The sequence below is a fragment of the Burkholderia sp. BCC1998 genome (assembly GCF_905339875.1).
Lineage (GTDB): Bacteria > Pseudomonadota > Gammaproteobacteria > Burkholderiales > Burkholderiaceae > Burkholderia.
In genome coordinates, this window is record NZ_CAJPHE010000025.1 from 58,586 (window position 1) to 83,262 (window position 24,677).

A 24,677-nucleotide genomic window follows, 5' to 3' on the forward strand; every position below is an offset into this window, starting at 1 on the left:
GTCACGGTTGCTCCTGCGTGATTGCATGCTCGACCCGCTCGAAGGCGGACGGCTGCGTGGGTTGGCCGATGCGCCGGTAAAGCGCGACGTACTGGGCGCCCATGTGGGCCCAGCCGAAACGGGTCATCAGTTCGCGGGCCGCGTCGCCCATCGCGCGACAGGTGTCGCGCGACGCCGCGAGCGCGCCGATCGCCTGCGCGAGCGCGGCCGGATCGTCCGGGTCTTCCAGCACGATCCCGCAATCGCGCGTGATGATCTCCGCGCCGCCGGCGGTGCGCGCGGTGACGACCGGCAGCCCGGCCGCCATCGCTTCCAGCAGCGACAGGCTCATCGCTTCGTAGCGCGACGGAAACACGTACGCGTCGACCGAGCGCATCAGCGTCGGCATGTTCTTCACGAGCCCGAGAAAATGCACGCGCGACGCGATGCCGAGCGCGCGCGCCTCGTCCGGATACGGGCTGCCGGGCAGATAGCCGGCCACCGCGAGATGGACGTTCGCCGGCAGCTTCGTCAGCGCCTTCAGCACGGTGCCGAGGTTCTTGCGCGGCGTGCGCAGGTCGCCGACGAACAGCAGCAGGAACGCGTCGTCCGGCAGCTTGAACGCCGCGCGATCGGCCTGCGCGCCCGCGAACGCGCTGCCGTCGACGCCGTTGTAGATCACGCTGATCTTGCGGCTGTCGATGCCGAGCCCGGCGATCTCGTCGGCCACCTTCTGCGACACGGCCGTGATCGCGCGCGAACGCTTGTACGCCCAGCGCTCGAGCGCCGTATTCACGCGCGTATAGACGTACTGGTACGCCGACCACAGCCCCTTCGTCGGGCCGAACGGATAGTACGGGCTCTTGAACCAGCCGCCGTGCACGAAGTGCGCGGTGTTCACGTCGGCCTTGATCCACGAGATGAAGCCGTTCACGTGCAGCACGTCGTATTCGCCGCGATGCGCGCGCAGCCAGGCCGCGCTCTTGAGCGCGAACACCTGCTGCTTGACGAGATTCGACGGCCAGAAGCCGCCGACCTTGACCGGCACCCAGCGCACGCGCGGGTCGGCCAGCAGCTCGGGCGCGACGTGCGACGCGACCAGCGTGACCTCGTAGTGTTCTGCCAGCGCCGCGCGCGCGATTTCGTAATTGACGCGGCCCTGCCCGTCGTTATGTCGCACGACGTGCGTGACGATCGCGATTCTCAATGGTCGCCTCCCCGTGAACGCGCGGCGGCCAGCAGGCGCTGTGCCTTTTGCCAGTGCGCCGCGGATAGTATGGAAAAAATGGCCGTGAACAGCAGCAGGCCGCCCGTGCCGATCAGCGAGTTCGTGAACACGAGCATCGCGAACACCGACAGGCACAGGCTCAGGCATGCGCCGACGAACTTGTCCTTGCGCAGCTTGAACGCCGCGCGCAGCGTGCGGGCGAGCAGCATCACGACACCCGACAGGTACAGCAGCGTGCCGGGCCAGCCGAGCACGAACGGCACGTTCATCACGCCGCTGTCGAAGCTGCCGTACTTGCCGAGCTCGCCGCTGTCGCTCGACAGCTTGGTGGACGCGCCGGTCGCGCCCATCCCTTCGCCGGCGACGTCGGTGAACGCCGTTTGCGCGAAGGTTGCGTAGAACTTGTTGCGGTCGTCGTAGCTGCGGTCGTCCTTCAGGTTCGTGATCGACTGCAGGCGCGCGCCGAGCCGGTCGGCCACCGGCCCGACGGTCAGGAGCGGCACGCACAGCCCGACCAGCACGACCCCGCTGATCAGGATCCGCATCCGCACGCGGTTGCTCGACTGCACGAGCTGGATCGCAAGCGCGATCACCCAGCCGCCCCAGGTCGAGCGCACGAGACACAGCGCGAACGACACGAAGCCGGCGGCGCCCGCGAACCAGCGGACCTTCTGCGGCGCCGCGAACACGAACACCAGCGCGCCCATGATCGCGAACGCGAACGGCCCCGACGAGTTCATCGTACTGAATACCCGCACGCCGTACGGCACCGGCTCGCCCTGCGAACCCATGTCCGAGCCGATCATCCACAGCACGTCCCACTGCGGCATCACGAAGTACTGCACGACCCCGTACACGCCCATCACGAGCATGCCCCACATGAACGTGGACAGCAGCACGTCGCGGTACTCGGGATAGTCGCGCGCGTTGACCATGATGTGAAAGCCGATCAGCACCGGGTACACCCAGTTCGCGAGGTCGTAGGTCGCGGCCATCACGCCGCTCGACACGATCCCGACGAGGTACGCGTACGTCAGCCCGAACAGCATCAGCAGCACGGGAATCCCGCGCCGCTGGGCGAGCACGCGGTAATGCCTGAGCAGCCCCAAGCCAGCGATCATCGTCACCGCGAGCGGCGCGACCTGGATCAGGCTCGTCGGCGTGAACGCGCCCTTCGACCAGTCGGCGAGACGCCGCACTTCGGGGCTCAGGAACCACACCCACCACATGAAGCCGACGTAGCGCGCCGGGCTCTTGAAATACAGCCAGATGCCGACCGCGATGGCCAGCACCGGAAACGCGAGCGTCAGCACCTTGCCCTGGTGAATGGCGATCAGCGCAGCGGTCAACGTCCACAGCCCGGCCTGCCCGACCCAGTGCTTCGGTTCGGGTAACCGGCTGCGGCTGCGCGACGGCGCGCGTTCGGCGGCAATCGTACTCATCGATCCGCTCTCACCGCGACGACGGGCGCGAATCCGCGAGCGGCATCGCGAGACCTGCGGCCGCCGGCGTGCGACGCCGGCGCAGCAGGTCGCGCGTGATCCGCACGTGCTGCTCGGCGAACGCCTGCGTGGTCAGGTCGCGCTCGCGCAGGCACGCGGCCGCGGCACGCGCGCATTCGAGCGCGGCGGCCGGATCGGCCACGAAGCGATCGGCGGCCTGGCGCATCGCCGCTGCGTCGAACGCCGGCACGTAGGCGGCCGTGTCGTGCGGGAAGTAGTCGCTGAGGCCGCCGACGTCGGACACGATCATCGGCTTGCCGACCGCCGCCGCCTCGAGCATCACGGTGATGCCCGACGCATGGAAGTTCGGCCGCAGCGGCACGACGATCACGTCGGCCCAGGCGTACAGCTCGTGCTGCTTCGCGAGGCCCGATGCCGAGCCGATCTTCACGTTCGGCGCATGCCACTCGCGCGGCACGCGGCGGCGCGTCGCGAGCCGCACGTCGTAGCGCTCGTCGCCGCCGAACGCGGCGAGGAACGTGCGCCAGTCGCGGTCGCGGTCGTTGCCGATCGCGGCGATCCGCAGCGGCCGGTTCGGCTTCCATTGCTGCGGGTCGGCCGGCGGGAAGTCCTGCGTGTTCAGCCCGTAGTAGACGAACTCGGCCTCGCGCCCGAGATAGCGGCGGCACAGCTCGGCGTTGTCGCGGGCGAGCGTCGTCAGCGCGTCGGCGCGCGCGAGCAGCTTGCGGTACAGCCAGCGGCGCGGGCCGCCGAACGTGTTCCACTTGTCGAACAGCCACACGCTCTGCGCGAGCAGCAGCGGGCGCTTGCCCTGGGCGCCGGCGAGCTTCAGGACCAGCGCGGCGGCGAGGTGCTCCTGCTCGGTGTGCGTCCAGATCACGTCCGTGCTCAGCAGCGCGGCGCGATTGCGCCACGCGTGCACGACGTCGAAGCCGAGCGCCGCCTTCAGCGCGCGGCGCGCGAGGCTCGCGACACGGTTCTCGCGGCGGTCCTGCGAATAGGTCAGCCGGAATTCGTCGGATTCCGCGTGGTGATAGCCGTACAGGCAGCCGATGTTCTCGCCTTGCCGATAGGTACGCGGATCGGCACCGTAAAACAGGTGAACGTGAACCTTCGTCGAAGTCATGTCAGCCTCCGCCGGGCCGTCGGATGCACCGACGGGCAAGCTTCAGGGAGCTGGAGGGGCTGCGCCCCTCCAAGCGAATCAAGTGAGCGCGGGAGTCGGACCATTTCATGCCCTTCGCGGGTGGCCGAGCATCGTGCGCGCGGCCCGTTCAAGACGTCACCGGCGGCATCGCCGCACGGTGGGGGGCAAGATTCGCGCGGCGCGCCTCGCGCGCGCCGCGGCGCACCGCGCGCCAGTGGTCGCGCACGCGGTCGCGCCGCGCGGTGTGCAGCGACAGCAGCACGTGCGCGAAACCCGGGTAGACGCGCGTGCCGACCAGCGTCCACCACCACCACGCGATCTCGCGCCGCAGCGGCGGCAGATGCTCGCGCAGGATCAGGTGCAGGTTGTACGCGCCGTTGCTGATCGCATTCAGCGACGCGGCGTCGCGCCGGTCGTCGTCGAAACGCTCGGCCGGAAAATGGTCGACCGCGATCGCCGGGTCGTAGACGAGCTTCCAGCCGTCGCGCTGCACGTGCATGCTGAAACCCATGTCGTTGTGCACCTGCGCACCGGCGCCGCGCAGCCGCGTGTCGAAGCGCAGCCGCTCGATCGCGGCGCGGCGGTAGCTCATGTTCGCGCCCTTGAGCATGTCGACTTCGCGCGCGCCGCCGACGCCCAGGTGATGGTTGCCGACGATCTTGCCGGACAGCGTGAGCTGGCCGACGAGTTCGCGCGATTCGTCGAGCACGCGGCCCTTCTCGTGCACCCAGTCGCGGCCGCCCACCGCGCCGACGCGCGGGTCGGCGAGGAACACGGCCTCGATGCGCGCGAGCCAGTCGGCGTGCGGCGCCGCGTCGTCGTCGGTGATCGCGACGATGTCGCCGTGCGCCGAGTCGAGCCCCTTGTTCAGCGCGGCGACCTGCCCCGGCACGTCGACCGGCACGATCCGCAGCGGCAGCGCGCCGCCGACCGACGGATCGGCGAGGCGCTCGTGCGTGGCATCGTCCTCCGGGCGCGCGACGACGATCACCTCGTCGGGCAGCCGCGCCTGGCGCTGCAGCGCCAGCAGGCAGCGCGCGAGGTCGGCGGGACGCCGGTAGGTCGGAACGAGCACGGAAATTTTCATCGAAGGTTCTCCAGTCGGCCGGGCCGATGCGGCTCGCGCCGGCCCGGTTTCGTGCAATGCGGTCAGGCGCTCAGGTATTCGTGGACGGCCGCATAACCGCGGCCGTAGCCGCGTGCCTTCGGCGGCACGCCGTTGAAGATCCCGCCTTCGAGATCGACGCCCGCGGTGCGCAGGCGCTTGATCGCGTCGGCGATCTCGCCTTCGGTATGCATGCCCGAGCGCAGCACCAGGAAGGTCGCGCCGGCCATGCGGCCGATGATGGTCGCGTCGGTCACCGCCAGCACCGGCGGCGAGTCGATCAGCACGACGTCGTAGCGCTTGCCGAGCCCTTCGAGGTATTGCGGCAGACGGGCCGACATCAGCAATTCCGACGGGTTCGGCGGGCGCGTGCCGGCCGAGATGAACGACAGGCCCTGCACCGGCGTCTCGCGGATCGCGTCCTCGAGCGACGACTGGTCGCTCAGCAGCTCGGACAGGCCCGGCTGCGCGGTGAGGCCGAAGTAGCGGTCGAGCATGCCGCGCCGCATGTCGGCGTCGACCAGCAGCACACGCTTGCCCGAATGCGCGAGCAGCACCGCGAGGTTGACCGTCAGGAAGCTCTTGCCGATGCCCGGCGTCGGGCCGGTCAGCACGACCACGCGGTTCTTCGCGTCCATCATCGCGAACTGCATCGCGGTGCGCAGGCTGCGCATGCTTTCGACGCTCAGGTCCTTCGGACGCAGGCTCGCGAGGATCGGCCGCGCGCGGCCGCCGCCCTTCTCGGCCATGGCGTCGAGCTTCACCTGCTCGGCGCTTTGCGGCACCAGCCCGTACAGCGGCAGGTTGAACGTGCGCTCGACGCGGTCCGGATCCTCGATGCCCTGGAACAGGTTGCGGCGCAGGAACACGATGCCGGTGCCGAGGATCAGCCCGAGGAACACCGCCGCCGACAGGATCAGCACCTTCTTCGGCTTGACCGGATCGCCCGGGCGCAGCGCCGAATCGACGAGGTGGATGTTGCCGCCCGTGCCGGCCTTCTGCACCGACAGTTCCTGCACGCGGTTCAGCAGCAGCACGTAGATGTCCTCGGCCACCTTCGCGTCACGCTGGAGCTGGACGGCCTTCACTTCGGTGGCCGGCAGGCTGCGGAAGCGGTTGCTGAACTTGTCCTTCTCGCCCTGCAGTTCCGCGAGCTGCTGCTTCGCGGCGATCACCATCGGATGCGAATCGGTGAAGCGCTGCGCGAGCGACGCGAGCTGCAGGCGCTGCGCGGCGATCTGCTGCTCGTACTGCACGCTGCCTTCGAGGTAGACCTTCGCCTCGTCGCTCGCGTTGATCGAGCCGGACGTGCGCTGGTACTGCGTCAGTGCGGCTTCCGCGCGCTCGAGGTCGGACTTCAGGCGCGGTTCCTCACCCTTCAGGAAGTCGAGCATCTTGGTCGCTTCGGCCTGCTTCGCGATCACGTGCTGGTTCAGGTACGACTGCGCGAGCGCGTTCGCGATCGCGGCGGTCTGGTCCGGGTCCTTGCCTTCGAGCGAGATCTGGACGACGCCCGTCTGCTTGCCCTGCTCGGACACCTGGATGCCCGACTGGAAGCCGGTGATCGCATCGAGATCGTTGTAGCGGACCACCGTGAATTGCGTGCCCGGACGCGCGACGAGCTTCTGCACGAGCAGCGTCACGCCGCCTGCCTGCTCCGATTCGCCGACACGGCCCGACAGAAGACGGTTGCCGTTCTGGTCGACCAGCGTGTAGGTGCCGTTCGGGCCGGCCGTCAGCGTCAGCTTCTTGCCTTCGAGCGCGGGCACGACGTTGATCGTGTCGATGTCGGCGACTTCGCCGCCCCATGCGTACGAGCGCAGGCCGAACCACGCACGCGCCGGTTCGCCCGGCGTCGCGACGCGCGCGGCCAGGCTACCGAGCACCGGCAGCGTCTTCGGCGCGACCGAGAAGTTCAGCTTGAACTGCTCGACGACCGGCGCGACGACGCCGCGGCTCTTGATGATCTCGATTTCCGCTTCGGTCGGCGCCTGCTGCGGACCGCTGTTGATCATCGCGCCCGTCTGCGTCTGGGTGAGCGCCTGCGACGTGTTGTCGTTGCCCTCGACCCGCACGTGCACGTCGGCCTGATAGACCGGCTTCGCGATGTAGCAGTACAGGCCGGCCATCGCGATGACGGTCACCGCGATGCCGAGCAGCAGCCAGATGTCGTCCATGAGCACCTGGAGCAGCTGGCCGAGGACGACGTCCTCTTCCTCGGTTTTCGCGGTCAGATCCGCGTAGGAGTGTTTCGCTTGCGTGTTCACCATTCGTTCCCGCTTGAGTGGTGCCGGGGGGCAGGCGCCGCCCCGGCGGGCTATCAGCGCGTGATTTGCCGCATGTAGAAGATCGTCTGGATCGTCGGCAGCACCTGCTGCAGCACGCGGTTGAACTGCACCGAGCCGGCCGTGCTGACGTAGACGACGTCGAGCGGCTGGAGCGGGAAGCGGCTCGACAGCATCAGCGCATCCGGCTGCGTCATGTCGAGGCGGAACACTTCCGGCTTCGTCGGGTTGTCGCGCATGCCGCGCATCACGTAGATCTTGCGCGGGTTCGCATCGGTGTCGAGGATGCCGCCGCCGGCCGTCAGCGCATCGGCGATGGTCAGCTTGCCCTTGAGCATCGGCACGGTGACCGGCGTCTTGACCTCGCCCATGATGAACACGCGGCTGTCGCTGCGGTCCGGCACGTTGACGATGTCGCCCGGCTGCAGCATCACGTTCTGCTTCACTTCGCCGCGATCGAGCACGCCGTTCGCGTCGAGCGTGTAGAGCTTGCCGTCGCGCGTCAGGCGCACGCGCTGCAGGTCGGCCTCGTTGGTCGAGCCGCCCGAGCGCGAGATCGCGTCGACGAGCGTCAGCGGCACGTCGCTCACCGCGAGCGGGCCCGGCTGCTTCACTTCGCCCGTCACCTGCACCTTCTGGCTGCGGAACGACAGCACGCGCACGTCGAGCTGCGGATTCTTCACGTAGCGCGCGAGGGTCGATGCCATCTGCTCGCGGATCTGCGCGACCGTCTTGCCCGCCACGCGGATGCGGCCGACGAACGGGAAGAAGATCGTGCCGTCGGCGGCGACCGTCTGGCCGTATGGATCGGCCTGGCCCGGCAGCGCGGTCGTATACGGCTGCTGCAGCGCGCCCGCGACCGACTGCGTCGTGTTGCCGCCGCTCGAGAACGACTGGCCCTGCGGCGTCGTCAGCTCGGGGTGATCCCACACCGTGACGCCGAGGATGTCCTGCGGACCGACGCGGTACACGTACTCCGACGGATCGGTGTATCGGCCCGGCGGCAGCGGATGCTCGACCTGCTGCTTCTGCAGCTGATCCATCACCAGCTTCGCGTCGATGTAATGAACCGGATAGGTTTCGGCCTGCCCTTGCCGGCCTTCGTCCTTCAGGTTCGACGAGTCGAGATAGTTGCCGGGCGCGCTCGCGCAGGCCGACAGGAATGTCGTCATCGCGACGGCGAGCGCCAGCGGGCGCATGGGACGTTTCAGCATAGTTTTTGCAGCCATCCTTGAACCAGACGTTCGATCAATGAGTAGCTCTCGCGATAGTCGGCCTCGGGGCCGCCATGCGGATCCGCGATCTCGGCGTCCTCCCACTTGCCCAGCAGGTGGACCTTGCCGCGCGCGAACGGATCGACCGCCTCGACGGCCTTGATCTGTTCGCGCTCGCTGACGAGAATCAGGTCGGCGTCGCGCACGATCCGGCGCGACAGCCGCCGCGAACGGTGCGTCGTCGCATCGACGCCGCGCTCGGCGAGAAGTTGGCGCATCACCGGATCGATGCCGTCGCCGTCGTTGGCACGCACGCCGGCGGAGTGGAACGTCACGCGCGGGCCGCCACGCGACGCCGCGTGCGACTTGAACAGCAGTTCCGCCGCCGGGCTGCGGCAGACGTTCGCGTGACAGACGATCAGGATGTTCCGGAACATGGCGTCTCGATTCGGGTGACGGGTAACGGCGCCGCGCGCGTCAAGCGTTCGCGCGCGCGGCGCCCGGCACGCGGGCGGCGACGGCCTGGCGCGAGCCGGGGCGGCCGATCGGGTGGTATTCGATGCCCTGCTCGCTCATCGTCTCCGGCTCGTACAGGTTGCGGCCGTCGAAGATGACCGGCGACTTCCACAGGCGGCCGAGCGCGACGAAATCCGGGCTCTTGAATGCCTTCCATTCGGTGACGATCACGAGCGCATCGGCGTCGCGCGCGGCCTGCGCCTCGTCGTCGACGAAGCTGAGGCGCTCGAGCCAGCTCGGGTGATCCGCGAGATCGAGCGCGAGCACGCGGCGCGCTTCCTGCTGCGCGACCGGGTCGTACGCCGCGATGCGCGCGCCGCGCGACAGCAGCTCGGCGACCAGCTCGCGGCTCGGCGCTTCGCGCATGTCGTCGGTGTTCGGCTTGAACGCGAGACCCCAGATCGCGAACGTGCGACCGGTCAGGTCCTCGCCGAAGCGCGCGACGATCTTGTCGGCGAGCACGCGCTTTTGCGTCGCGTTCACCGACGACACGGCCTTCAGGATCTGCAGCGCCTGACCGTGCTCGTCGGCGGTGCGGATCAGTGCCTCGACGTCCTTCGGGAAGCACGAGCCGCCATAGCCGCAGCCCGCATACAGGAAGTGATAGCCGATGCGCGGATCGGAGCCGATCCCGCGGCGCACGGCCTCGATGTCGGCACCGAAGCGGTCGGCCAGGTTCGCGAGCTCGTTCATGAACGAGATGCGCGTCGCGAGCATTGCGTTGGCCGCGTATTTCGTGAATTCGGCCGAGCGCACGTCCATGTACAGCGTGCGCTCGTGATTGCGGTTGAACGGCGCGTAGAGCTTCTTCATCAGCTCGCGCGCGCGCTCGCCCGGCACGTCGTCGTCGCAGCCGATCACGATGCGGTCCGGCCGCGTGAAATCGTCGACCGCCGCGCCTTCCTTCAGGAATTCCGGATTCGACACGACCGAGAACATCGGCGCGTCGCCGCCGCGCTTCGCGAGTTCCTCGGCGACCGCCGCACGCACGCGCTCGGCCGTGCCGACCGGCACCGTCGACTTGTCGACGATCACCTTGAAGCCTTTCATATAGCGGCCGATGTTGCGCGCCGCCGCGAGCACGTACTGCAGGTCGGCCGAGCCGTCCTCGTCGGGCGGCGTGCCGACCGCGATGAACTGCACGTCGCCGTGCGCGACCGCGGCCTCGATGTCGGTCGAGAAGCGCAGGCGGCCGGCCGCGCGATTGCGCGCGATGACTTCCTTGAGGCCCGGCTCGTGGATCGGCACGCCGCCGTTGTTCAGGACGTCGATCTTCGCCTGATCGACGTCGAGGCAGAACACGTCGTGCCCGATGTCGGCGAGACAGGCGCCGGTGACAAGACCTACGTAACCGCTGCCGATGATAGTCAGATTCATGATGTGTCGGACCTCGTGACCAATGATTCGAAATTCGTGAAACCGGGGTGTCTGCGCGCGTTGCGCGTCAGTAAGCGTTGCTGCCGGTGAAGCCTTTCCAGAGCGTCAGCACGACGATCTTGATGTCGAGCCAGAACGACCAGTTCTGCATGTAGTACAGATCGAGCTTCACGCGTCCCATCATCTTCTCGATCTGGTCGGTCTCGCCGCGAAAGCCGTTGATCTGTGCCCAGCCGGTGATGCCCGGCTTGATCCGGTAGCGGAACATGTAGCCCTTCACCAGATCCTTGTAGATGTCGTCGTGCGCGAGCGCATGGGGCCGCGGGCCGACGACCGACATCTCGCCCTTCAGCACGTTGATGAACTGCGGCAGTTCGTCGAGGCTCGTGCGGCGCAGGAACCGCCCGACCGGCGTCACGCGCGTGTCGTGCTTGGTCGCCTGCGTGACCTGTCCCGCGACTTCGTGATGCACTTTCATCGAGCGGAACTTGTAGATCTCGAACTCGTGCCCGTCGATGCCCTTGCGCTTCTGGCGGAAGAACACCGGCCCGCGCGACGTGAGCTTGATCAGGCACGCGATCAGCACCATCACCGGCGCGAGCGCCGTGAGCGCCGCCAGCGCGAACAGCCGGTCGAACACGAACTTCGGCAGGATCCGCACGTCGGTGATCGGCGACGCCGCGAGATTGATCGCCGGCACGCCGAGCACCTCGACCACTTCCTGGTTGAAGAACGACAGCGTGCGCACGTCCGGGATGAAACGGATATTCACGAAGTCGTGGCGGAACACCGTCACGATCTGGTGAATCCGGCGCTCCTCCGTGATCGGCAGCGTGAGCCACAGCTCGCTGATCGCGCGGCTGCGCACCAGCCACACCAGCGATTCGAACTGCCGCTCGATGCGCACGTCGTCGAGCGCGACTTCGCCCGGCGCTTCGCTTTCGTCGTATACGCACACCGGGTTGAAGCCCGCTTCCGGCCGCGCCCGCATCTGCGCGATCAGCCGCCGCGCCGCCGGCGTGCCGCCGACGATCGCGACCGCCTTCAGGTTGTAGCCGCCGCGGCGCAGTTGTCGCAGCACGACGTGCACGCAGGTCTTCGAGCCGGCGAGCAGCGCCATCGTCACGACCGCCCAGTAACCCAGCCACAGCCGCGACAGGTCGCCCGACTGGTGAAAGCTGAAGCTCATCAGGATGCCCGCGAGCTCGACCACCAGCCACGCGAACGCCACGCGCCCGACCAGCCCGACGAGACGCTTGCCACGCCACGACTGGTAGATGCCGATGGCAGGAAAGAACACGACCACCAGCAGGCAGTCGAACAGCACCGTCGTGCGCTGCAAGTCGTTGAGCCAGATGCTGCCGCCGTGCAGCGCGGCGGCGATCAACGCCCCCAACACGACCATCGCGATATCGATGACTCTCGCCAGCACGCTCAACATGTCCGCTTCCTCTTTGAACAGGCGTTTGCCGAACAGCTCCTCGTGCAGCCCGTGCCGCACCTTCGATTCAAACGTTGCATGACGCTATTGAAGCGGTAAGAAAATCCCTTCTCAAGCGCACAAGTATTTCGAAAAATAATCGGAAATTCTTGCCGCGACATTCTCGAATTAATTCGGCACGTTTTCCCGAATCGATCGGGAATCGGGATTTTTTCGGAAACTTTACGGTTCCCGGCATCCCTTTACGGGAAAGGGTTCCAGCGCGCTCACCCGAATTATTTTTTATTTTTTTATTTGCATCGGATGCTATCGCGGAAAATTTTCCCGGATACGTGCGCGACGAATATCTTGCAAAGCGCCCGGTTTTATTGTCGATTTACTTCGTGCTACAAACAGGCACTGACTTCAATCGAGGAGAGTGTCATCATGAATGCTCCGGCCGTGGCAGCCGATACGCGCCCTTCTTCTTCCGCCGCCAGCGACGCCAGCACGCGCGTCGCGGTGCAGCCGGTGATCCTTGCCGGCGGTTCGGGCACGCGTCTGTGGCCGATGTCGCGCGAACACTATCCGAAGCAGCTGATCGGCCTGCTCGGCGATCATTCGCTGCTGCAATCCACCGCGCTGCGGCTCGACGGCCTCGCGACCGGTCATCCGCTGAACGACGAGGTGCTGATCGTGTGCGGCGAGGATCACCGCTTCACGACCGCCGAGCAACTGCGCCTGACCGGCAAGCGTGCGTCGATCATGCTCGAGCCGCTTGGCCGCGACACCGCGCCCGCGCTGACGCTCGCCGCGCTGCGGATCGTCGCCGGCGGCGGCGATGCCGTGATGACCGTGATGCCGGCCGACCACGCGGTGGCCGACCAGCCGCGCTTTCATGCGGCCGTCGCGGCCGGCGTGCACTGCGCGGCCCAGGGCAAGATCGCGACGATGGGCATCGTGCCGGGCCGCGCCGAAACGGGCTACGGCTACATCCGCGTCGGCGCGCCGCTCGGCGATGCCGGCACCGGCAACCTCGACGTGCGCCGTCTCGACCGCTTCGTCGAAAAGCCGCATCTCGAACTCGCGCAGCAGTACGTCGCCTCCGGCGAATACTGGTGGAACAGCGGGATCTTCATCGTGCGCGCATCGGTGTGGCTGAACGCGATCCGCCAGCTCGAACCCGAGATCCTCGCGGCCTGCGAGCAGGCCGTCGCACGCGGCAAGGACGACGGCGACTTCTTCCGCGTCGACCGCGACGCGTTCGCATCCTCGCCGTCGAACTCGATCGACTACGCGGTGATGGAGCGGCTCGTGAACCTGCCGCAGCTGTGCGAAAGCGTCGTCGTGCCGCTCGACGCAGGCTGGTCGGACGTCGGTTCGTGGGACGCGATCTGGCAGATCCTGCCGAAGGACGATGCCGAGAACGTCGGCCGCGGCCACGTGCTGTTCGAGAATGCCGAATCGACCTTCGCGCATTCGGAAAGCCGGCTCGTCGCATGTGTCGGCACACAGAATCTCGTCGTCGTCGAAACGCCCGACGCCGTGCTCGTCGCCGACAAGTCCTGCGTGCAGGACGTGAAGAAAATCGTCGGGCGCATCAAGGCCGAACGCGGCGCGGAAGCGACCGATCACCGCAAGGTCCATCGCCCGTGGGGGCACTACGACTCGGTCGACACGGGCGAGCGCTTCCAGGTCAAACGCATCGTCGTGAAGCCGGGCGCGCGACTGTCGCTGCAGATGCACCACCATCGCGCCGAGCACTGGATCGTCGTGCGCGGCACCGCGCGCATCACGCGCGGCGACGAAACCTTCCTGCTGTCCGAGAACGAATCGACGTACATCCCGCTCGGCGTGTCGCACCGTCTCGAGAACCCGGGCAAGATGCCGCTCGAGCTGATCGAAGTGCAGTCGGGCGCGTATCTCGGCGAGGACGACATCGTCCGCTTCGACGATACCTACGGACGCCAATGACGCAATGCCTGCCGGGTGCACCGTCGCAACGGTGCACCCGGCATCACGGGCAATGGAAGCGACAAAAAACAACGCGCGGGCGCCGTGACACACGACGGCCCGCGCGTTTTCTTTTCGTGCGGACGACGATCAACCTACACGGTACGCGTATTCGCGGCGGTCCGGCTGCACCGAGTCGTTGCGGCTCTCGGACAGCGCGCCCGCGCGACGCTCGGCGATGAAGCGCTTGATGTCCGACTCGGCCCGCGCCAGCGCGGACAGGCCGGCCAGCACCTCGCTTTGCGGCGCACGCACCGGTTCGTCGCTCGCACCGTGGCGATCGATCCACTGACGCGCCCAGTCGAGCGCGTACTGCTCGGCTTCCTCCGCATCGGTGAAGCGCGGGCCGATCAGGCCCGAGCGCTCGACGCGCCGGTCGTCCTGCATGATCTCGGCCCACGCGCGATACATCAGGTTCTGCACCGGCTGCGCGCTGCCGCAGATCGTATAGCCGCGGTATTCATCGACTTGCGGCTCGGCCGCGGCAAAGCTCGCGGCGGACGGACGCCCGTGGCGCAGCCCCGCGGGCTGCGCGCCCGGGACCGCGAACGACGCTCCGGACGACGCGTGCGCTGCATCGTTCGGCATCGCGGACAGCGTCGCGCCCTCGCCATCCCAAACGTTTGCGTGCGCGACCGGCAGTTGCCACGACTCGGGGTTCTGCCAGAACACGCCGCGCAGACGGTCGTTGTCGGGCGCCGGTTCCGCACGGCATGCCGGCGCGACCGGCGCCGGCGGCGGCGGCACATACGCGAACGTGCGCCCGCTGAACTGGGTCAGCACGTCGATCATCTGCAGCAGCGTGCCGTTCGCGAGCCACTCCTCGTAGCGGCGGCGGCACGTCGGCCCGGACGGATAGCGCCCGGGCAGTTTGGACCACGCTTCACCGGTCGTCAGGATCCAGAGGACCGCGTTGGCGACGACGCGCGGTTCCGCGCGTGGACGGCCTCGACGGTTCAGCCGAATCGGCTCGTCGGCGATCAGCGTTGAAAGACGAAACCACTCTTCATCGTTAAGCTCATCGAAGAACATAGTTGTTTCTCCACACAGCCAGGCCGGGGCTGCGATTGTCGGCGCCGCCGTCACGCATCGCGTCACGGGGCGGCCCGGTTGCACATTATGGTTATCCGATTGTTGTGCATGCCGGCGCGACACCGCACTTTCACGGTGCCGCCATTCCCGGCAATGGCGCACAAATCACGGTCTCACTCCAATGTGGGAATTTTTGTGCACGAAGCATACCATCCTCAGGGTTTATCTCAATATGACAATGACTTAATGTTACGCACTGAAACAACCTGCCATGGATGCGCAATCCATTTACCGTTGAATTTTTTTACGCGATCGTTATGCGCAACGCTGGGAAGCCCCGTCTGGCGGGGCTCTGCGGGGTGCGGACGCACCCCGCCCGGCAAGCGATCCGCCATGTTCCGACCCTTGCCGGCAACCACCCCGCGAATGCCCGGCCAAAATCGGTAAATCAGGGAAAATTTCGTAACAAGATATTCACGGATCGGTAAATCATTCAAATTGCCTTGAACCGAAATTTCTCCGTGCACAATCTTTTAATTGTTTCTCGGCGAGTAATGAAAGCGATCGGACAGGCGATGCACATTGTTTCCCGGCATGCAAGCGTCGACGGGTCTGTTACATCTTCGGCGGTAATGGGCAGGCGGCGGCGGCGGGCGCGACGGTCGGGCGCCGCGTTTCGCGACCGGACGACGTGCGATCTGCGCGATATGGAGCGCGCCGCCCGGCCGCACGTCAGCGCAGATCGCCGGCCAGCGACGCGGCCACGTCCGCCGCGATGCGTTGCGGCGACACCGTATACGCCGGGTGATCGCAGCCGATCGACAGCGTCGCGCCGTCCTTGAGCGCCGCGCGCATCGGCCCGCTCAGTTCGAAGCGCACGAAATGCACGGCCGAGGTCTTCTCCGCGTTGTCGCGGTCGAGATCCTCGTCGGCGATCGCATAGACGTCAGGGTGCCCGTCGACCCGCAGGTACACGCGATCCTCGACGCCGATCAGTCGCGCGAGTGCCGCGCGCCGCTCGGCTTCGTGCTCGTATTCGATCTGCAGCGTCGCCTTCAGGTTGGTGCCGTCGGGCACGAGCGGCAGATAGGCTTCCAGCTCGCCTTCGATGCCGGCCTCGTCGAAGATCTTCTCGATGTGCAGCATTTCCTGGATCTGGTAGCGGATCGTGGTCTCGTCCTCGAACAGGAGGCGCAGATGGTTGCCGAGCGCCACCGCGCGGCGGCGCTTGTGCGCGACGAGCCGCGCGTGTTCGGTCTTGCGGATCTTCGCGTACGCTTCGAGCGTCAGCAGCGAGTCGCGGGTCAGCGTCATGGGATGTCCTCGGATAGCGTCGATGTCGTCGTGAAGCGGCCGGTTCAGATGCCGTACGCGCGGCGCAGCAGCGTCAGCGGATGCGCGAGCGGCGCGGCCGGCAACCCTTTCTCGTCGATGCCCTGCACGATGTGATGGCCAGCGAGCGCGCAGTCCGACGACACGAAATCCGGCTTCGGTTCGGCCATCGCCTTGAACACCGGCGCGCCGATCCGCATCGCGTCCGCATGGAAGGCCTTCTTCACGCCGAACGTGCCCGCGTGCCCCGAACAGCGCTCGACGACGTTCACGCGCGTATCGGGCACGAGCGACAGCGTGTCGGCCGTCTTGCGGCCGATGTTCTGCACGCGCGCGTGGCACGGCACGTGATATGACACGGTGCCGAGGCCCTGCTTGAAATCGGTCTTGAGCAAACCGTCGCGATGCCGCGCGATCACGTACTCGAACGGATCCCAGAATGCATCGGCCACCGCGCGCACGGCTTCGTCGCCGGGGAACATCAGCGGTAGTTCGCTCTTGTACATCAGCACGCAGCTCGGGATCGCGCCGATCAGCGCATAGCCTTCGCGCGCATAGCGCTCCAGCACCGGCATGTTCACGGCCTTCTTCGCGGCGACGCCCGCGAGATTGCCCTGCTCGAGCAGCGGCATCCCGCAGCACGCTTCGCGCGTGACGAGTTCGTACGGGATCTCGTTGTGCGCGAGGATCGCGAGCAGGTCGTGGCCGATGCCCGGCTCGTTGAAGTTCACGTAGCACGTCGCGTAGATCGCGACCTTGCCGGGCGTGCGTTCGCCGTCGCGAACCGGCGGGCCGTCCGAGCGCTTCGCCGCGCGCCGGAACTTGCGCGGCGCGAACTCCGGCAGCCATGCGTTGCGATCGACGCCGAGCGCCGCTTCGAGCGCGTGGCGCGCGGGCGGCGTGCGATTGACCGCGTTCACCGTCTGCGTGACGATCGGAATACCCGCGAAATGGCCGAGCGCGTCGGTGTTCGACAGCACCTTGTCGCGCAGCGGCGCTTCGCCGCGCTTGTAGCGCGCGGCCTTGCCGCGCAGCATCAGGTGCGGGAAGTCGACGTTCCATGCATGCGGCGGCACGTACGGGCATTTCGTCATGTAGCAGAGGTCGCACAGGTAGCACTGGTCGACGACCTTGCCGAACGCGTCCTTCGGCACTTCCTCGATGTCGCCCGTCGGCGTGTCGTCGACGAGATCGAACAGCGCGGGAAACGCGCCGCACAGCGACACGCAGCGCCGGCAACCGGCGCAGATGTCGAACACGCGCGTCATTTCCGCATCGATCGCGGCCTGGTCGTAGAACGCTTCGGACTGCCAGTCGAGCGGATGCCGGGTCGGGGCTTCGAGACTGCCTTCCTTGTGGGGCATGAGGCGCTCCAGCGTGGCGCGCATGCGCGCGAACGCGCCGCCCGCGCGGCGCGGGCAGCGATCAACGCACGGCCGGCCGCGGGACCTGCCCGGCCGGGCCGTGCGGCCTCGGGGCGACGCCCGCGTCAGTCGACGAGTGCGTCCAGCGCTTTCGTATAGCGGTTCGCGTGGCTGCGTTCGGCCTTCGCGAGCGTCTCGAACCAGTTCGCGATTTCGTCGAAGCCTTCTTCGCGCGCCGTCTTCGCCATGCCCGGATACATGTCGGTGTACTCGTGCGTCTCGCCGGCAATCGCCGATTCGAGGTTCAGCCGCGACGAGCCGAACGGCAGACCCGTCGCCGGATCGCCGACTGCTTCGAGGTATTCGAGGTGACCGTGCGCATGGCCCGTTTCGCCTTCGGCAGTCGAGCGGAACAGCGCGGCGACGTCGTTCTGGCCTTCGACGTCGGCCTTCGAAGCGAAATACAGATAACGCCGGTTCGCTTGCGATTCGCCCGCGAATGCGGCCTTCAGATTCTCTTCGGTCTTGCTGCCCTTGAGTTGAGCCATGTGCGCCTCCGTTCGAGTCGGCGCGGCCGCGTGCGAAGCCGGGCCGATGATGGATATGGGGAACGATGCGTACGCCGGACACGCACGCTTCGTGCCTTTTAATCTAGGCGCTGGCGTTCGCATCCCCCAATAGGCTTTTTCAATCCGTCCGATAGCGGGGAGTGGGAATGAGGGACGGGTGGAGGCGGGGCGCTGGCTGGGGGGCGTTTCCTTCGGCGTTCTGCGTTCTGCGTTCTGCGTTCTGCGTTCTGCGTCTGGCGTCTGGCGTTTGGCGGCCCGCGTTCGGCGTTCGGCGTTCGGCGTCCGATGCGACGCGCGGTGTACGCACACCGGCGTCGCCCGTCTGCGTCACGCATCCGTCGCGCGCTTCAACAGCAATTCCCTTTCGCGCTCGTTGCGGGTCAATTCCGCCGCGCGGCGGAACTCGACCTTCGCCTCGTCGGCGCGGCCGAGCTTCGCAAGCAGGTCGCCGCGCACGCTCGGCAACCAGTGATAGCGCGCGAGCGCCGGATCGTCGCGCAGCACGTCGACGATTTCCAGCGCCGCGGCCGGCCCGAACGCCATCCCCACCGCCACCGCACGGTTCAGCTCGACGACCGGCGACGGCGCGACTTCCGCGAGCGCGTCGTACAGCGCGACGATCTGCGCCCAGTCCGTATCCGACGCGTACCGCGCGCGTGCATGACACGCCGCCAGCGCGGCCTGCAGCGCATACGGGCCGCGCACGCCGCCGAGCTTCGTCGCCCGCTCGAGCGCCGCGAGGCCGCGCCGGATCAGCAGCGGATCCCAGCGGCTGCGGTCCTGGTCGAGCAGCAGCACGGGCCGCCCCTGCGCATCGGTCCGCGCATGCATGCGCGACGCCTGCAGTTCCATCAGCGCGACGAGCCCGAGCACTTCGCTTTCGTCCGGCACGAGCCCGGCGAGCACGCGGCCGAGACGCAGCGCCTCGTCGCACAGCGCCGGGCGCGTCCAGTCGTCGCCCGCGGTCGCCGCATGGCCTTCGTTGAACACGAGATAGATCACTTCGAGCACCGACGCGAGCCGCGCGGGCCGCGCGTCGGCGGCCGGCACCTCGAACGGCACGCGCGCCGCCGCGAGCGTGCGCTTCGCGCGCACGATGCGCTGCGCGATCGTCGGCTCGGGCGACAGGAACGCACGCGCGATCTCGCTCGTGGTCAGCCCGCCGAGCAGCCGCAACGTCAGCGCGACGCGCGCATCGGTCGACAGCACCGGATGGCACGACGTGAAGATCAGCCGCAGCAGGTCGTCGCCGATATCGTCGTCGCGCGCGTCGGCGAGCGCCTCCGCGATGTCGGGTACGACGTGCGCCTCGAGCGCGTCCATTTCATGGCCGAGCTGGTCGCGCTTCGCCGCATGCAGCGACTCCTGCCGCACCCGGTCGAGCGCGCGCCGCTTCACGGCCGTCATCAGCCACGCGGCCGGATTGTCGGGCACGCCGTCGACGGGCCAGTGCTCGAGCGCCGCGACGAGCGTGTCCTGCGCCAGTTCCTCGGCCACGCCGACGTCGCGCACCACGCGCGCGGCGCGCGCGATGATCTTGGGCGCCTCGATCCGCCAGACCGCTTCGATCGCACGGTGAGTCGCCTCACGCGTCACGACGCTTGCCCCTGGGCGGACACATCGAGCGGCATGGCCATCAGCTCCCATGCGTGGCCGTCCGGATCGTCGAACCCGTGGCCGTACATGTTCGGATACTCGCGCGGCGCTTGCGGCGCGGACCCGCCGGCCGCGAGCGCCTTCGCGACGATCGCGTCGACCTCGGCGCGGCTGTCGCACGACAGGCACGACAGCGCCTGCACCTGCGTCGCCGGATCGACGATGGTCTTGCCGGTGAAGGTCTGGAAAAACGGCCGCACGAGCAGCATCGCGAAAATCGTGTCGCTGATCTTGATGCAGGCAGCCTGATCGTTGGTATAGGCCGGCACGACTTCGAAACCGAGTGCCTGGTAGAACGTCTTCGAGCGCGGCAGGTCGGCCACGGGAAGGTTGATGAAAACCATCTTGTGCATGACGGGTGCTCCGGTGAGATTGGCTTGGGGTGGAGTCAGGCGTGGCCGTGCCCGACATTGAGTTCGCGGAACCGCTCGACCGCCTCGCTGGGCGTCAGGTCGTCGAGTTCGAACAGCGGCCGCACCTCGATCTCGCAGTCCATCTCCGCACCGAACGGCGCGGGAAACCGGCGCGTCCATTCGAGCGCCTCGTCGCGCGAGCGCACCTGGATCAGCGTATAGCCGGCAATCAGTTCCTTCGTCTCCGCGAACGGGCCGTCGACCACCGTGCCCTTGCCGCCTGAGTAGCGCACGCGCCAGCCGCGCGCGCTCGGCCGCAGGCCGTTTGCATCGAGCAGCACGCCGGCCTTGGCCAGCTCCTCGTGATAGACCGTCATCGCCTCGACCAGCCGGTTGTCCGGCAATGCGTCGGATTCGCTGACGGCGTTCGCCCGGATCATGATCATGAATCGCATCGTTCACTCCTTGTCATCGGTGGAAAGGGGCGTCCGTTCATCGGCGCCTTATCCCTACGACGGGCGGCAGACTGCCGGATCGACGTACGGCGCGACGAATCCGGGTTAACACCGAGCCGTGGCCGTCACAGGAAGCACGGGCCGACCGCGCGCACTTCGACCGTGCACCATTGCGCGGCCGGGCACTGGCGCGCGATCGCGATCGCTTCGTCGCGCGTGTCGACGTCGACGATGAAGAACCCGCCGACCATTTCCTTCGCCTCGGCGAACGGGCCGTCGACGAGGCGCGTCTCGCCGTCGCGCACCTGCACACGCGTCGCGCGCTCCGAGCGCTCGAGCGACTCGACGCCGCGCAGCACGCCGCGCGCCTTCAGCGTCTGCGCGAAATCGACCATCCGCGCGTACAGCGCCTGCCCCTCCTCGAGCGTGCGTTCGGCGCGCTGGCCGGTCGGTTCGACAATCAACAGCATGTAGGACATGGAACTCTCCAGTGGGGGGCCGTGCGCAAGAAGCGTTCGGATCGCAGGCCGGAATGACACGTCAGATGCGAAGCGTAACAGCCGCGGGCGGGCCGGCCGTCATCGTTGGCCGTTCGACACTGGCCTGATGGCCAATTCGAACGCAGCACGCGATTTTGCCGTCAAGATGCTTGCCCGAACCTTCGAATTTTCTTCCTGTGGAGCACTCCATGTCACGCCTGCCGCCGCCGCTCGCGCTCGCCGCGTCGCTCGCCCCGCTTGCCCCGCTTGCCTCGTTTGCCTCGTTTGCCTCGTTTGCCTCGTTTGCCTCGTTTGCCTCGTTTGCCTCATTTGCCTCGTTTGCCTCATTTGCCTCGTTTGCCGCATTTGCCCTTTCAGCGCCGGCCGCCACCGCCGCCACCGCGCCTCCGGTCAGCGCGGACTGCGGCGGCCCCACGACGGCGATCGCCGACCTCCGGCATTCCGGCGGCCGGTCGCCGCTGGCCGGGCGCACCGCGTCGATCGAAGCGATCGTCACCGCGGCATTCGGCGGCGCCGACGGCTTCGGCGGATTCTTCGTCCAGCAGGCGGATGCGCAGCGGCGCCACCGGCCGGGCGTCCCGGAAGGCCTGTTCGTCTACGCGCCGCACGCGCGTGTCCGCCCGGGCGAACGCGTGCACGTCACCGGCAGGATCGAGCAGAAGTACGGCCGCACGCAACTGGCTCTGTCGGGCCGCGTGGCCGTCTGCGCGCGCGGGCAGACCGTCACGCCGGCCGCGCTCGTGCTGCCGGTCGACAGCGAGTCCGTATTCGCCGCGCATGAAGGCATGCGCGTGCGCTTTCCGCAAACGCTGACCGTCAGCGATACCTACGACCTCGGCCGCTACGGCAGCATCGTGCTCAGCCACGGTCGCCTCTACATGCCGACGCACGTGGTGCCGCCGGCCGACGCCGCCGCGCAGGCGGCGGCCAATGCCCGCAACCGCATCGTGCTCGACGACGGTTCGAGCCGCGTGAACCCCGCGACCGCCCGCTATCCGCCGCCTGCGCTGGGCGCCGCCAACACGCTGCGCGCGGGCTACACGGTGCGCGGCGTCGAAGGTGTGCTCGAGCAGCGCTACGGCACGTGGCGAGTGCAGCCCGTGCCGGCGTCGGCGCCGGTCTTCGACGCCGCATCGAATCCGCGGACCGATGCACCGCCGCGGCATCCGCAGGCCGACGTGCGGGTCGCGTCGTTCAACGTCTTCAACTATTTCAACGGCGACGGAAGCGGCGGCGGCTTCGACGATCCGGCGAATCGCGGCGCGAAGACGCCCGCCGTCTTCGCCCGCCAGGAAGCGAAGATCGTCGCCGCACTGCGTGCATTGCGCGCCGACGTGATCGGCCTGATGGAAATCGCGAACAACGGCCACGGCCCCGCGAGCGCCGTGCAGCGTCTCGCGGCGCGGCTCGGCGACGGCTGGCGCGCGGTCGACCCCGGCACGGCGCGACTCGGCCGCGATGCGATCGCGGTCGCGCTGCTGTACGACAGCCGGACGATCGAACCCGTCGGGCGCGCCGCGACCGTCGCGCTCGACGGCGGCAATCGCCCGCCGCTCGCGCAGACGTTCCGGCGCATCGGCGGCACCCGCGCATTCACGGTCGCGGTCAATCACCTGAAATCGAAGAACTGCCCACGGGCGAGCGGCCCGGATCTCGACCAGTCGGACGGCCAGGGCTGCTGGAACGCGACGCGCACGCGTGCGGCCGAACGCATCGCCGCGCGGCTCGCCACGTCGCCGACCGGCGCCCCGGCCGACGGCGTGCTGCTGATCGGCGACCTGAACAGCTACGCGAAGGAAGACCCGCTGCGCGCGCTCGAATCGCGCGGCTACACGAACCTCGTCGCCCGCTTCGCCGGCAACGCCGGCTACAGCTACGTATACCGCGGCGAAGCGGGCAACCTCGACCACGCACTCGCCACGTCGCCGCTTGCCGCGCGCGTGAAGGCCGTGCATGCGTGGCACATCAATGCCGACGAACCGGTCGCGCTGCAATCCGTGCCCGATTACAAAACCGCGGCGCAACGGGCGGCCTATTACGCACCCGATGCCTATCGCTCGTCGGATCACGACCCCGTCGTCATCGACCTCGCGTCGGACGAAGGCGCCACCTGAGCCATCGCGGGCACAAACCCTGCTCCACCGAGAGACGGGCGATTAGTGCAATTGCATCAGCATGATGCGTGCAACGGCACTATTTACCTGGCGCATCGGGCGACGCCATATTTACCGGACTTTCACGTCGCGCCAACGGCTTGCTGGTCGCTTCGCCCCGAAGCGCGAAATTTTTTCAACCGCCGCCCCGCCCCATTGCGCGGGGCTTTCCGGGAAATTTGCCGGCGAATTGAAAATTTGTCTCGAAACTCAATTGGCTGATGTGAATCACATTGGTTGCTGGGATTCGTCTTATCTTCAAATTAGCCTGCAAATCAAATCGAAGGAGGATAAACACCATGGCGCTCACCGACTCGATCGAACACAAGCTGGACCGCGGCCTGTCCGACATCCGTCGCACCGGCCGGCGCGTGGGACGCACGACGCGCTCGGCGGCTCGCGACCTGCATGCGGACGTGTCCGACGATCTGCGCGGGCTGGTCGATGAACTGGAAGACCTGCTGAAGAACGACGGCGACGGCGATATCGCCGCGCTGCGCAAGCGCGTGCAGGCGCGGCTCGACGAAGCGCGCAGCACGCTCGACTACGCGTCGGGCACCGCGGTCGCGCGGCTGCGCGATTCGGCCGAACGCGTATCGCAAGCCGTGCACGACAATCCATGGCAGACCGCAGGTGTCGTCGCGGGCCTCGCGTTCGTCGCCGGCCTGCTCCTTTCCCGCCGTTGAACGGGGCGATCACCCCGTCCGTCCTCAACCCGACAACGAAGGAGAAACGCCATGCAGAAGTCCCTCGTCCTGAAAGCCGCCGCCGCCGTCATGCTCGGCAGTCTCGCACTTGCCGGCTGCACCACCACCCCCAACAAACCCGACAACGCATCGGCCAGCGCGTCGAAACGCGAGTCGATCGACGCGAGCGTGAACGCGACGATATCGCGCCTCTATTCGACGGTGCCGGGCTCGCGTGAACTCGTCGCGAAATCGCGCGGCGTGCTCGTGTTCCCGAACGTGCTGCAGGCCGGCCTCATCGTCGGCGGCCAGTCCGGCAACGGCGCGCTGCGCGTCGGCGGCAGCACCGTCGGCTACTACAACACGTCGTCGCTGTCGGTCGGCCTGCAGGCCGGTGCGCAATCGAAGGCGATCGTGTTCCTGTTCATGACGCAGGATGCGCTCGACTCGTTCCGCAAGTCCGAAGGCTGGTCGGCCGGCGCCGACGCCTCCGTCGCGGTCGTGAAGATGGGCGCGAACGGCGCGATCGACTCCAACACGGCCACCGCACCGGTCGAGGTGCTGGTGCTGACCAACGCGGGCCTGATGGGCGATCTGTCGGTCAGCGGCACCAAGGTCACCCGGCTCCACATCTGACGATGCGGCACGGCCCCCGGGCCGGTTCGCTTCCCGGCAACGCCGCGGCCCCGGCCGCGGCGTTTTCTCGTGCGCCGCGCGCGGCGGGTATGATGGCGGCACCTTTGCGGGCATACTGCCGATCAGGCCGCCCTGCCGCGCTGCGCCGCGACATCCGTGACGTTCGCGAGCCGATCGCGCCCGAGGCAACGAAA

21 protein-coding genes are annotated in these 24,677 nt (G+C 67.7%); 4 read left to right on the forward strand and 17 right to left on the reverse strand.

Annotation, left to right across the window (positions count from 1 at the left end):
* Nucleotide 1 precedes the first annotated feature (1 nt).
* From U5A56_RS31350 to U5A56_RS31390, 9 genes are all read right to left on the reverse strand, one after another.
* Nucleotides 2-1,186, reverse strand: a complete 1,185-nt coding sequence (locus U5A56_RS31350; RefSeq protein WP_124921411.1) for a glycosyltransferase family 4 protein — start codon at nt 1,184-1,186, stop codon at nt 2-4.
* Nucleotides 1,183-2,649, reverse strand: coding sequence for an O-antigen ligase family protein (locus U5A56_RS31355; RefSeq protein WP_044846597.1), 1,467 nt, complete (start codon nt 2,647-2,649; stop codon nt 1,183-1,185). Before U5A56_RS31355 ends, U5A56_RS31350 begins: the two co-directional genes overlap by 4 nt.
* A gap of 10 nt (nt 2,650-2,659) precedes the next feature.
* Nucleotides 2,660-3,796 (reverse strand): glycosyltransferase family 4 protein, encoded by a 1,137-nt coding sequence (locus U5A56_RS31360; protein WP_124571624.1) that lies wholly within the window; start codon nt 3,794-3,796, stop codon nt 2,660-2,662.
* A gap of 148 nt (nt 3,797-3,944) precedes the next feature.
* Entirely contained in the window at nt 3,945-4,904 is a 960-nt protein-coding gene (locus U5A56_RS31365) for a glycosyltransferase family 2 protein (RefSeq protein WP_044846599.1), read from the reverse strand.
* Nucleotides 4,905-4,966: 62 nt separating this feature from the next.
* Nucleotides 4,967-7,192 carry a polysaccharide biosynthesis tyrosine autokinase gene (locus U5A56_RS31370; protein ID WP_044846600.1) on the reverse strand — a complete coding sequence of 742 codons (2,226 nt, stop codon included), beginning with the start codon at nt 7,190-7,192 and terminating at the stop codon, nt 4,967-4,969.
* Nucleotides 7,193-7,242: 50 nt separating this feature from the next.
* On the reverse strand, nt 7,243-8,421 hold the full coding sequence (locus U5A56_RS31375) for a polysaccharide biosynthesis/export family protein (RefSeq protein WP_044846601.1): 1,179 nt from the start codon (nt 8,419-8,421) through the stop codon (nt 7,243-7,245).
* The gene (locus tag U5A56_RS31380; RefSeq protein WP_124486461.1) at nt 8,415-8,858 is read right to left on the reverse strand and encodes a low molecular weight protein-tyrosine-phosphatase; all 444 of its coding nucleotides are present in this window, start codon (nt 8,856-8,858) and stop codon (nt 8,415-8,417) included. The genes U5A56_RS31375 and U5A56_RS31380 overlap by 7 nt, the downstream gene beginning before the upstream one ends.
* Nucleotides 8,859-8,898: 40 nt before the next feature.
* Nucleotides 8,899-10,314 (reverse strand): UDP-glucose/GDP-mannose dehydrogenase family protein, encoded by a 1,416-nt coding sequence (locus U5A56_RS31385; RefSeq protein ID WP_321926355.1) that lies wholly within the window; start codon nt 10,312-10,314, stop codon nt 8,899-8,901.
* Between the two features lie 67 nt (nt 10,315-10,381).
* Nucleotides 10,382-11,755 (reverse strand): undecaprenyl-phosphate glucose phosphotransferase, encoded by a 1,374-nt coding sequence (locus tag U5A56_RS31390; protein WP_044846628.1) that lies wholly within the window; start codon nt 11,753-11,755, stop codon nt 10,382-10,384.
* Between the two features lie 426 nt (nt 11,756-12,181).
* On the opposite strand from U5A56_RS31390, the gene U5A56_RS31395 reads away from it, so the two are divergent.
* Nucleotides 12,182-13,708: a mannose-1-phosphate guanylyltransferase/mannose-6-phosphate isomerase gene (locus U5A56_RS31395; RefSeq protein WP_321926357.1), complete on the forward strand. Its 1,527-nt coding sequence runs from the start codon at nt 12,182-12,184 to the stop codon at nt 13,706-13,708.
* Nucleotides 13,709-13,837: 129 nt separating this feature from the next.
* Here the strand turns inward: U5A56_RS31395 and U5A56_RS31400 are convergent, their stop codons facing one another.
* The 8 genes from U5A56_RS31400 to U5A56_RS31435 form a co-directional block, all read right to left on the reverse strand.
* Nucleotides 13,838-14,779 (reverse strand): transposase, encoded by a 942-nt coding sequence (locus tag U5A56_RS31400; protein WP_044846605.1) that lies wholly within the window; start codon nt 14,777-14,779, stop codon nt 13,838-13,840.
* 732 nt (nt 14,780-15,511) lie between these two features.
* Complete coding sequence (locus tag U5A56_RS31405) at nt 15,512-16,093, reverse strand: DUF3501 family protein (protein WP_124486466.1); 582 nt, start codon at nt 16,091-16,093, stop codon at nt 15,512-15,514.
* A gap of 44 nt (nt 16,094-16,137) precedes the next feature.
* Nucleotides 16,138-17,475, reverse strand: a complete 1,338-nt coding sequence (locus U5A56_RS31410) for a heterodisulfide reductase-related iron-sulfur binding cluster (RefSeq protein WP_124486467.1) — start codon at nt 17,473-17,475, stop codon at nt 16,138-16,140.
* Nucleotides 17,476-17,600: 125 nt separating this feature from the next.
* Nucleotides 17,601-18,023, reverse strand: coding sequence for a rubrerythrin family protein (locus U5A56_RS31415; protein WP_040140994.1), 423 nt, complete (start codon nt 18,021-18,023; stop codon nt 17,601-17,603).
* Between the two features lie 348 nt (nt 18,024-18,371).
* The gene (locus tag U5A56_RS31420) at nt 18,372-19,640 is read right to left on the reverse strand and encodes an RNA polymerase sigma factor (protein ID WP_321926360.1); all 1,269 of its coding nucleotides are present in this window, start codon (nt 19,638-19,640) and stop codon (nt 18,372-18,374) included.
* Nucleotides 19,637-20,053: a VOC family protein gene (locus U5A56_RS31425; protein ID WP_124486469.1), complete on the reverse strand. Its 417-nt coding sequence runs from the start codon at nt 20,051-20,053 to the stop codon at nt 19,637-19,639. The genes U5A56_RS31420 and U5A56_RS31425 overlap by 4 nt, the downstream gene beginning before the upstream one ends.
* Before the next feature lie 35 nt (nt 20,054-20,088).
* Nucleotides 20,089-20,508, reverse strand: coding sequence for a YciI family protein (locus U5A56_RS31430; protein WP_044846609.1), 420 nt, complete (start codon nt 20,506-20,508; stop codon nt 20,089-20,091).
* Nucleotides 20,509-20,633: 125 nt separating this feature from the next.
* Entirely contained in the window at nt 20,634-20,987 is a 354-nt protein-coding gene (locus tag U5A56_RS31435) for a YciI family protein (protein WP_257770625.1), read from the reverse strand.
* Between the two features lie 209 nt (nt 20,988-21,196).
* Here U5A56_RS31435 and U5A56_RS31440 point away from each other — a divergent pair, with 209 nt between their 5' ends.
* The 3 genes from U5A56_RS31440 (at nt 21,197) to U5A56_RS31450 (ending at nt 24,483) form a co-directional block, all read left to right on the forward strand.
* A complete protein-coding gene (locus tag U5A56_RS31440; protein ID WP_321926363.1) occupies nt 21,197-23,122 on the forward strand; it encodes an ExeM/NucH family extracellular endonuclease in 1,926 nt (641 codons plus the stop codon).
* Between the two features lie 338 nt (nt 23,123-23,460).
* The gene (locus tag U5A56_RS31445) at nt 23,461-23,847 is read left to right on the forward strand and encodes a DUF883 family protein (RefSeq protein WP_044846611.1); all 387 of its coding nucleotides are present in this window, start codon (nt 23,461-23,463) and stop codon (nt 23,845-23,847) included.
* A gap of 51 nt (nt 23,848-23,898) precedes the next feature.
* Entirely contained in the window at nt 23,899-24,483 is a 585-nt protein-coding gene (locus tag U5A56_RS31450) for a YSC84-related protein (protein ID WP_044846612.1), read from the forward strand.
* The last annotated feature ends 194 nt before the right edge of the window (nt 24,484-24,677 follow it).

Bases quoted from the DNA above. Each gene is read 5' to 3' on its own strand.
- U5A56_RS31375 (WP_044846601.1), bottom strand. From the start codon at position 8,421: ATGCTGAAACGTCCCATGCGCCCGCTGGCGCTCGCCGTCGCGATGACG.
- U5A56_RS31385 (WP_321926355.1), bottom strand. From the start codon at position 10,314: ATGAATCTGACTATCATCGGCAGCGGTTACGTAGGTCTTGTCACCGGC.
- U5A56_RS31440 (WP_321926363.1), top strand. From the start codon at position 21,197: ATGTCACGCCTGCCGCCGCCGCTCGCGCTCGCCGCGTCGCTCGCCCCG.
- U5A56_RS31395 (WP_321926357.1), top strand. From the start codon at position 12,182: ATGAATGCTCCGGCCGTGGCAGCCGATACGCGCCCTTCTTCTTCCGCC.
- U5A56_RS31430 (WP_044846609.1), bottom strand. From the start codon at position 20,508: ATGCGATTCATGATCATGATCCGGGCGAACGCCGTCAGCGAATCCGAC.
- U5A56_RS31410 (WP_124486467.1), bottom strand. From the start codon at position 17,475: ATGCCCCACAAGGAAGGCAGTCTCGAAGCCCCGACCCGGCATCCGCTC.
- U5A56_RS31435 (WP_257770625.1), bottom strand. From the start codon at position 20,987: ATGTCCTACATGCTGTTGATTGTCGAACCGACCGGCCAGCGCGCCGAA.
- U5A56_RS31400 (WP_044846605.1), bottom strand. From the start codon at position 14,779: ATGTTCTTCGATGAGCTTAACGATGAAGAGTGGTTTCGTCTTTCAACG.
- U5A56_RS31450 (WP_044846612.1), top strand. From the start codon at position 23,899: ATGCAGAAGTCCCTCGTCCTGAAAGCCGCCGCCGCCGTCATGCTCGGC.
- U5A56_RS31445 (WP_044846611.1), top strand. From the start codon at position 23,461: ATGGCGCTCACCGACTCGATCGAACACAAGCTGGACCGCGGCCTGTCC.
- U5A56_RS31425 (WP_124486469.1), bottom strand. From the start codon at position 20,053: ATGCACAAGATGGTTTTCATCAACCTTCCCGTGGCCGACCTGCCGCGC.
- U5A56_RS31380 (WP_124486461.1), bottom strand. From the start codon at position 8,858: ATGTTCCGGAACATCCTGATCGTCTGTCACGCGAACGTCTGCCGCAGC.
- U5A56_RS31405 (WP_124486466.1), bottom strand. From the start codon at position 16,093: ATGACGCTGACCCGCGACTCGCTGCTGACGCTCGAAGCGTACGCGAAG.
- U5A56_RS31360 (WP_124571624.1), bottom strand. From the start codon at position 3,796: ATGACTTCGACGAAGGTTCACGTTCACCTGTTTTACGGTGCCGATCCG.
- U5A56_RS31365 (WP_044846599.1), bottom strand. From the start codon at position 4,904: ATGAAAATTTCCGTGCTCGTTCCGACCTACCGGCGTCCCGCCGACCTC.
- U5A56_RS31370 (WP_044846600.1), bottom strand. From the start codon at position 7,192: ATGGTGAACACGCAAGCGAAACACTCCTACGCGGATCTGACCGCGAAA.
- U5A56_RS31390 (WP_044846628.1), bottom strand. From the start codon at position 11,755: ATGTTGAGCGTGCTGGCGAGAGTCATCGATATCGCGATGGTCGTGTTG.
- U5A56_RS31415 (WP_040140994.1), bottom strand. From the start codon at position 18,023: ATGGCTCAACTCAAGGGCAGCAAGACCGAAGAGAATCTGAAGGCCGCA.
- U5A56_RS31355 (WP_044846597.1), bottom strand. From the start codon at position 2,649: ATGAGTACGATTGCCGCCGAACGCGCGCCGTCGCGCAGCCGCAGCCGG.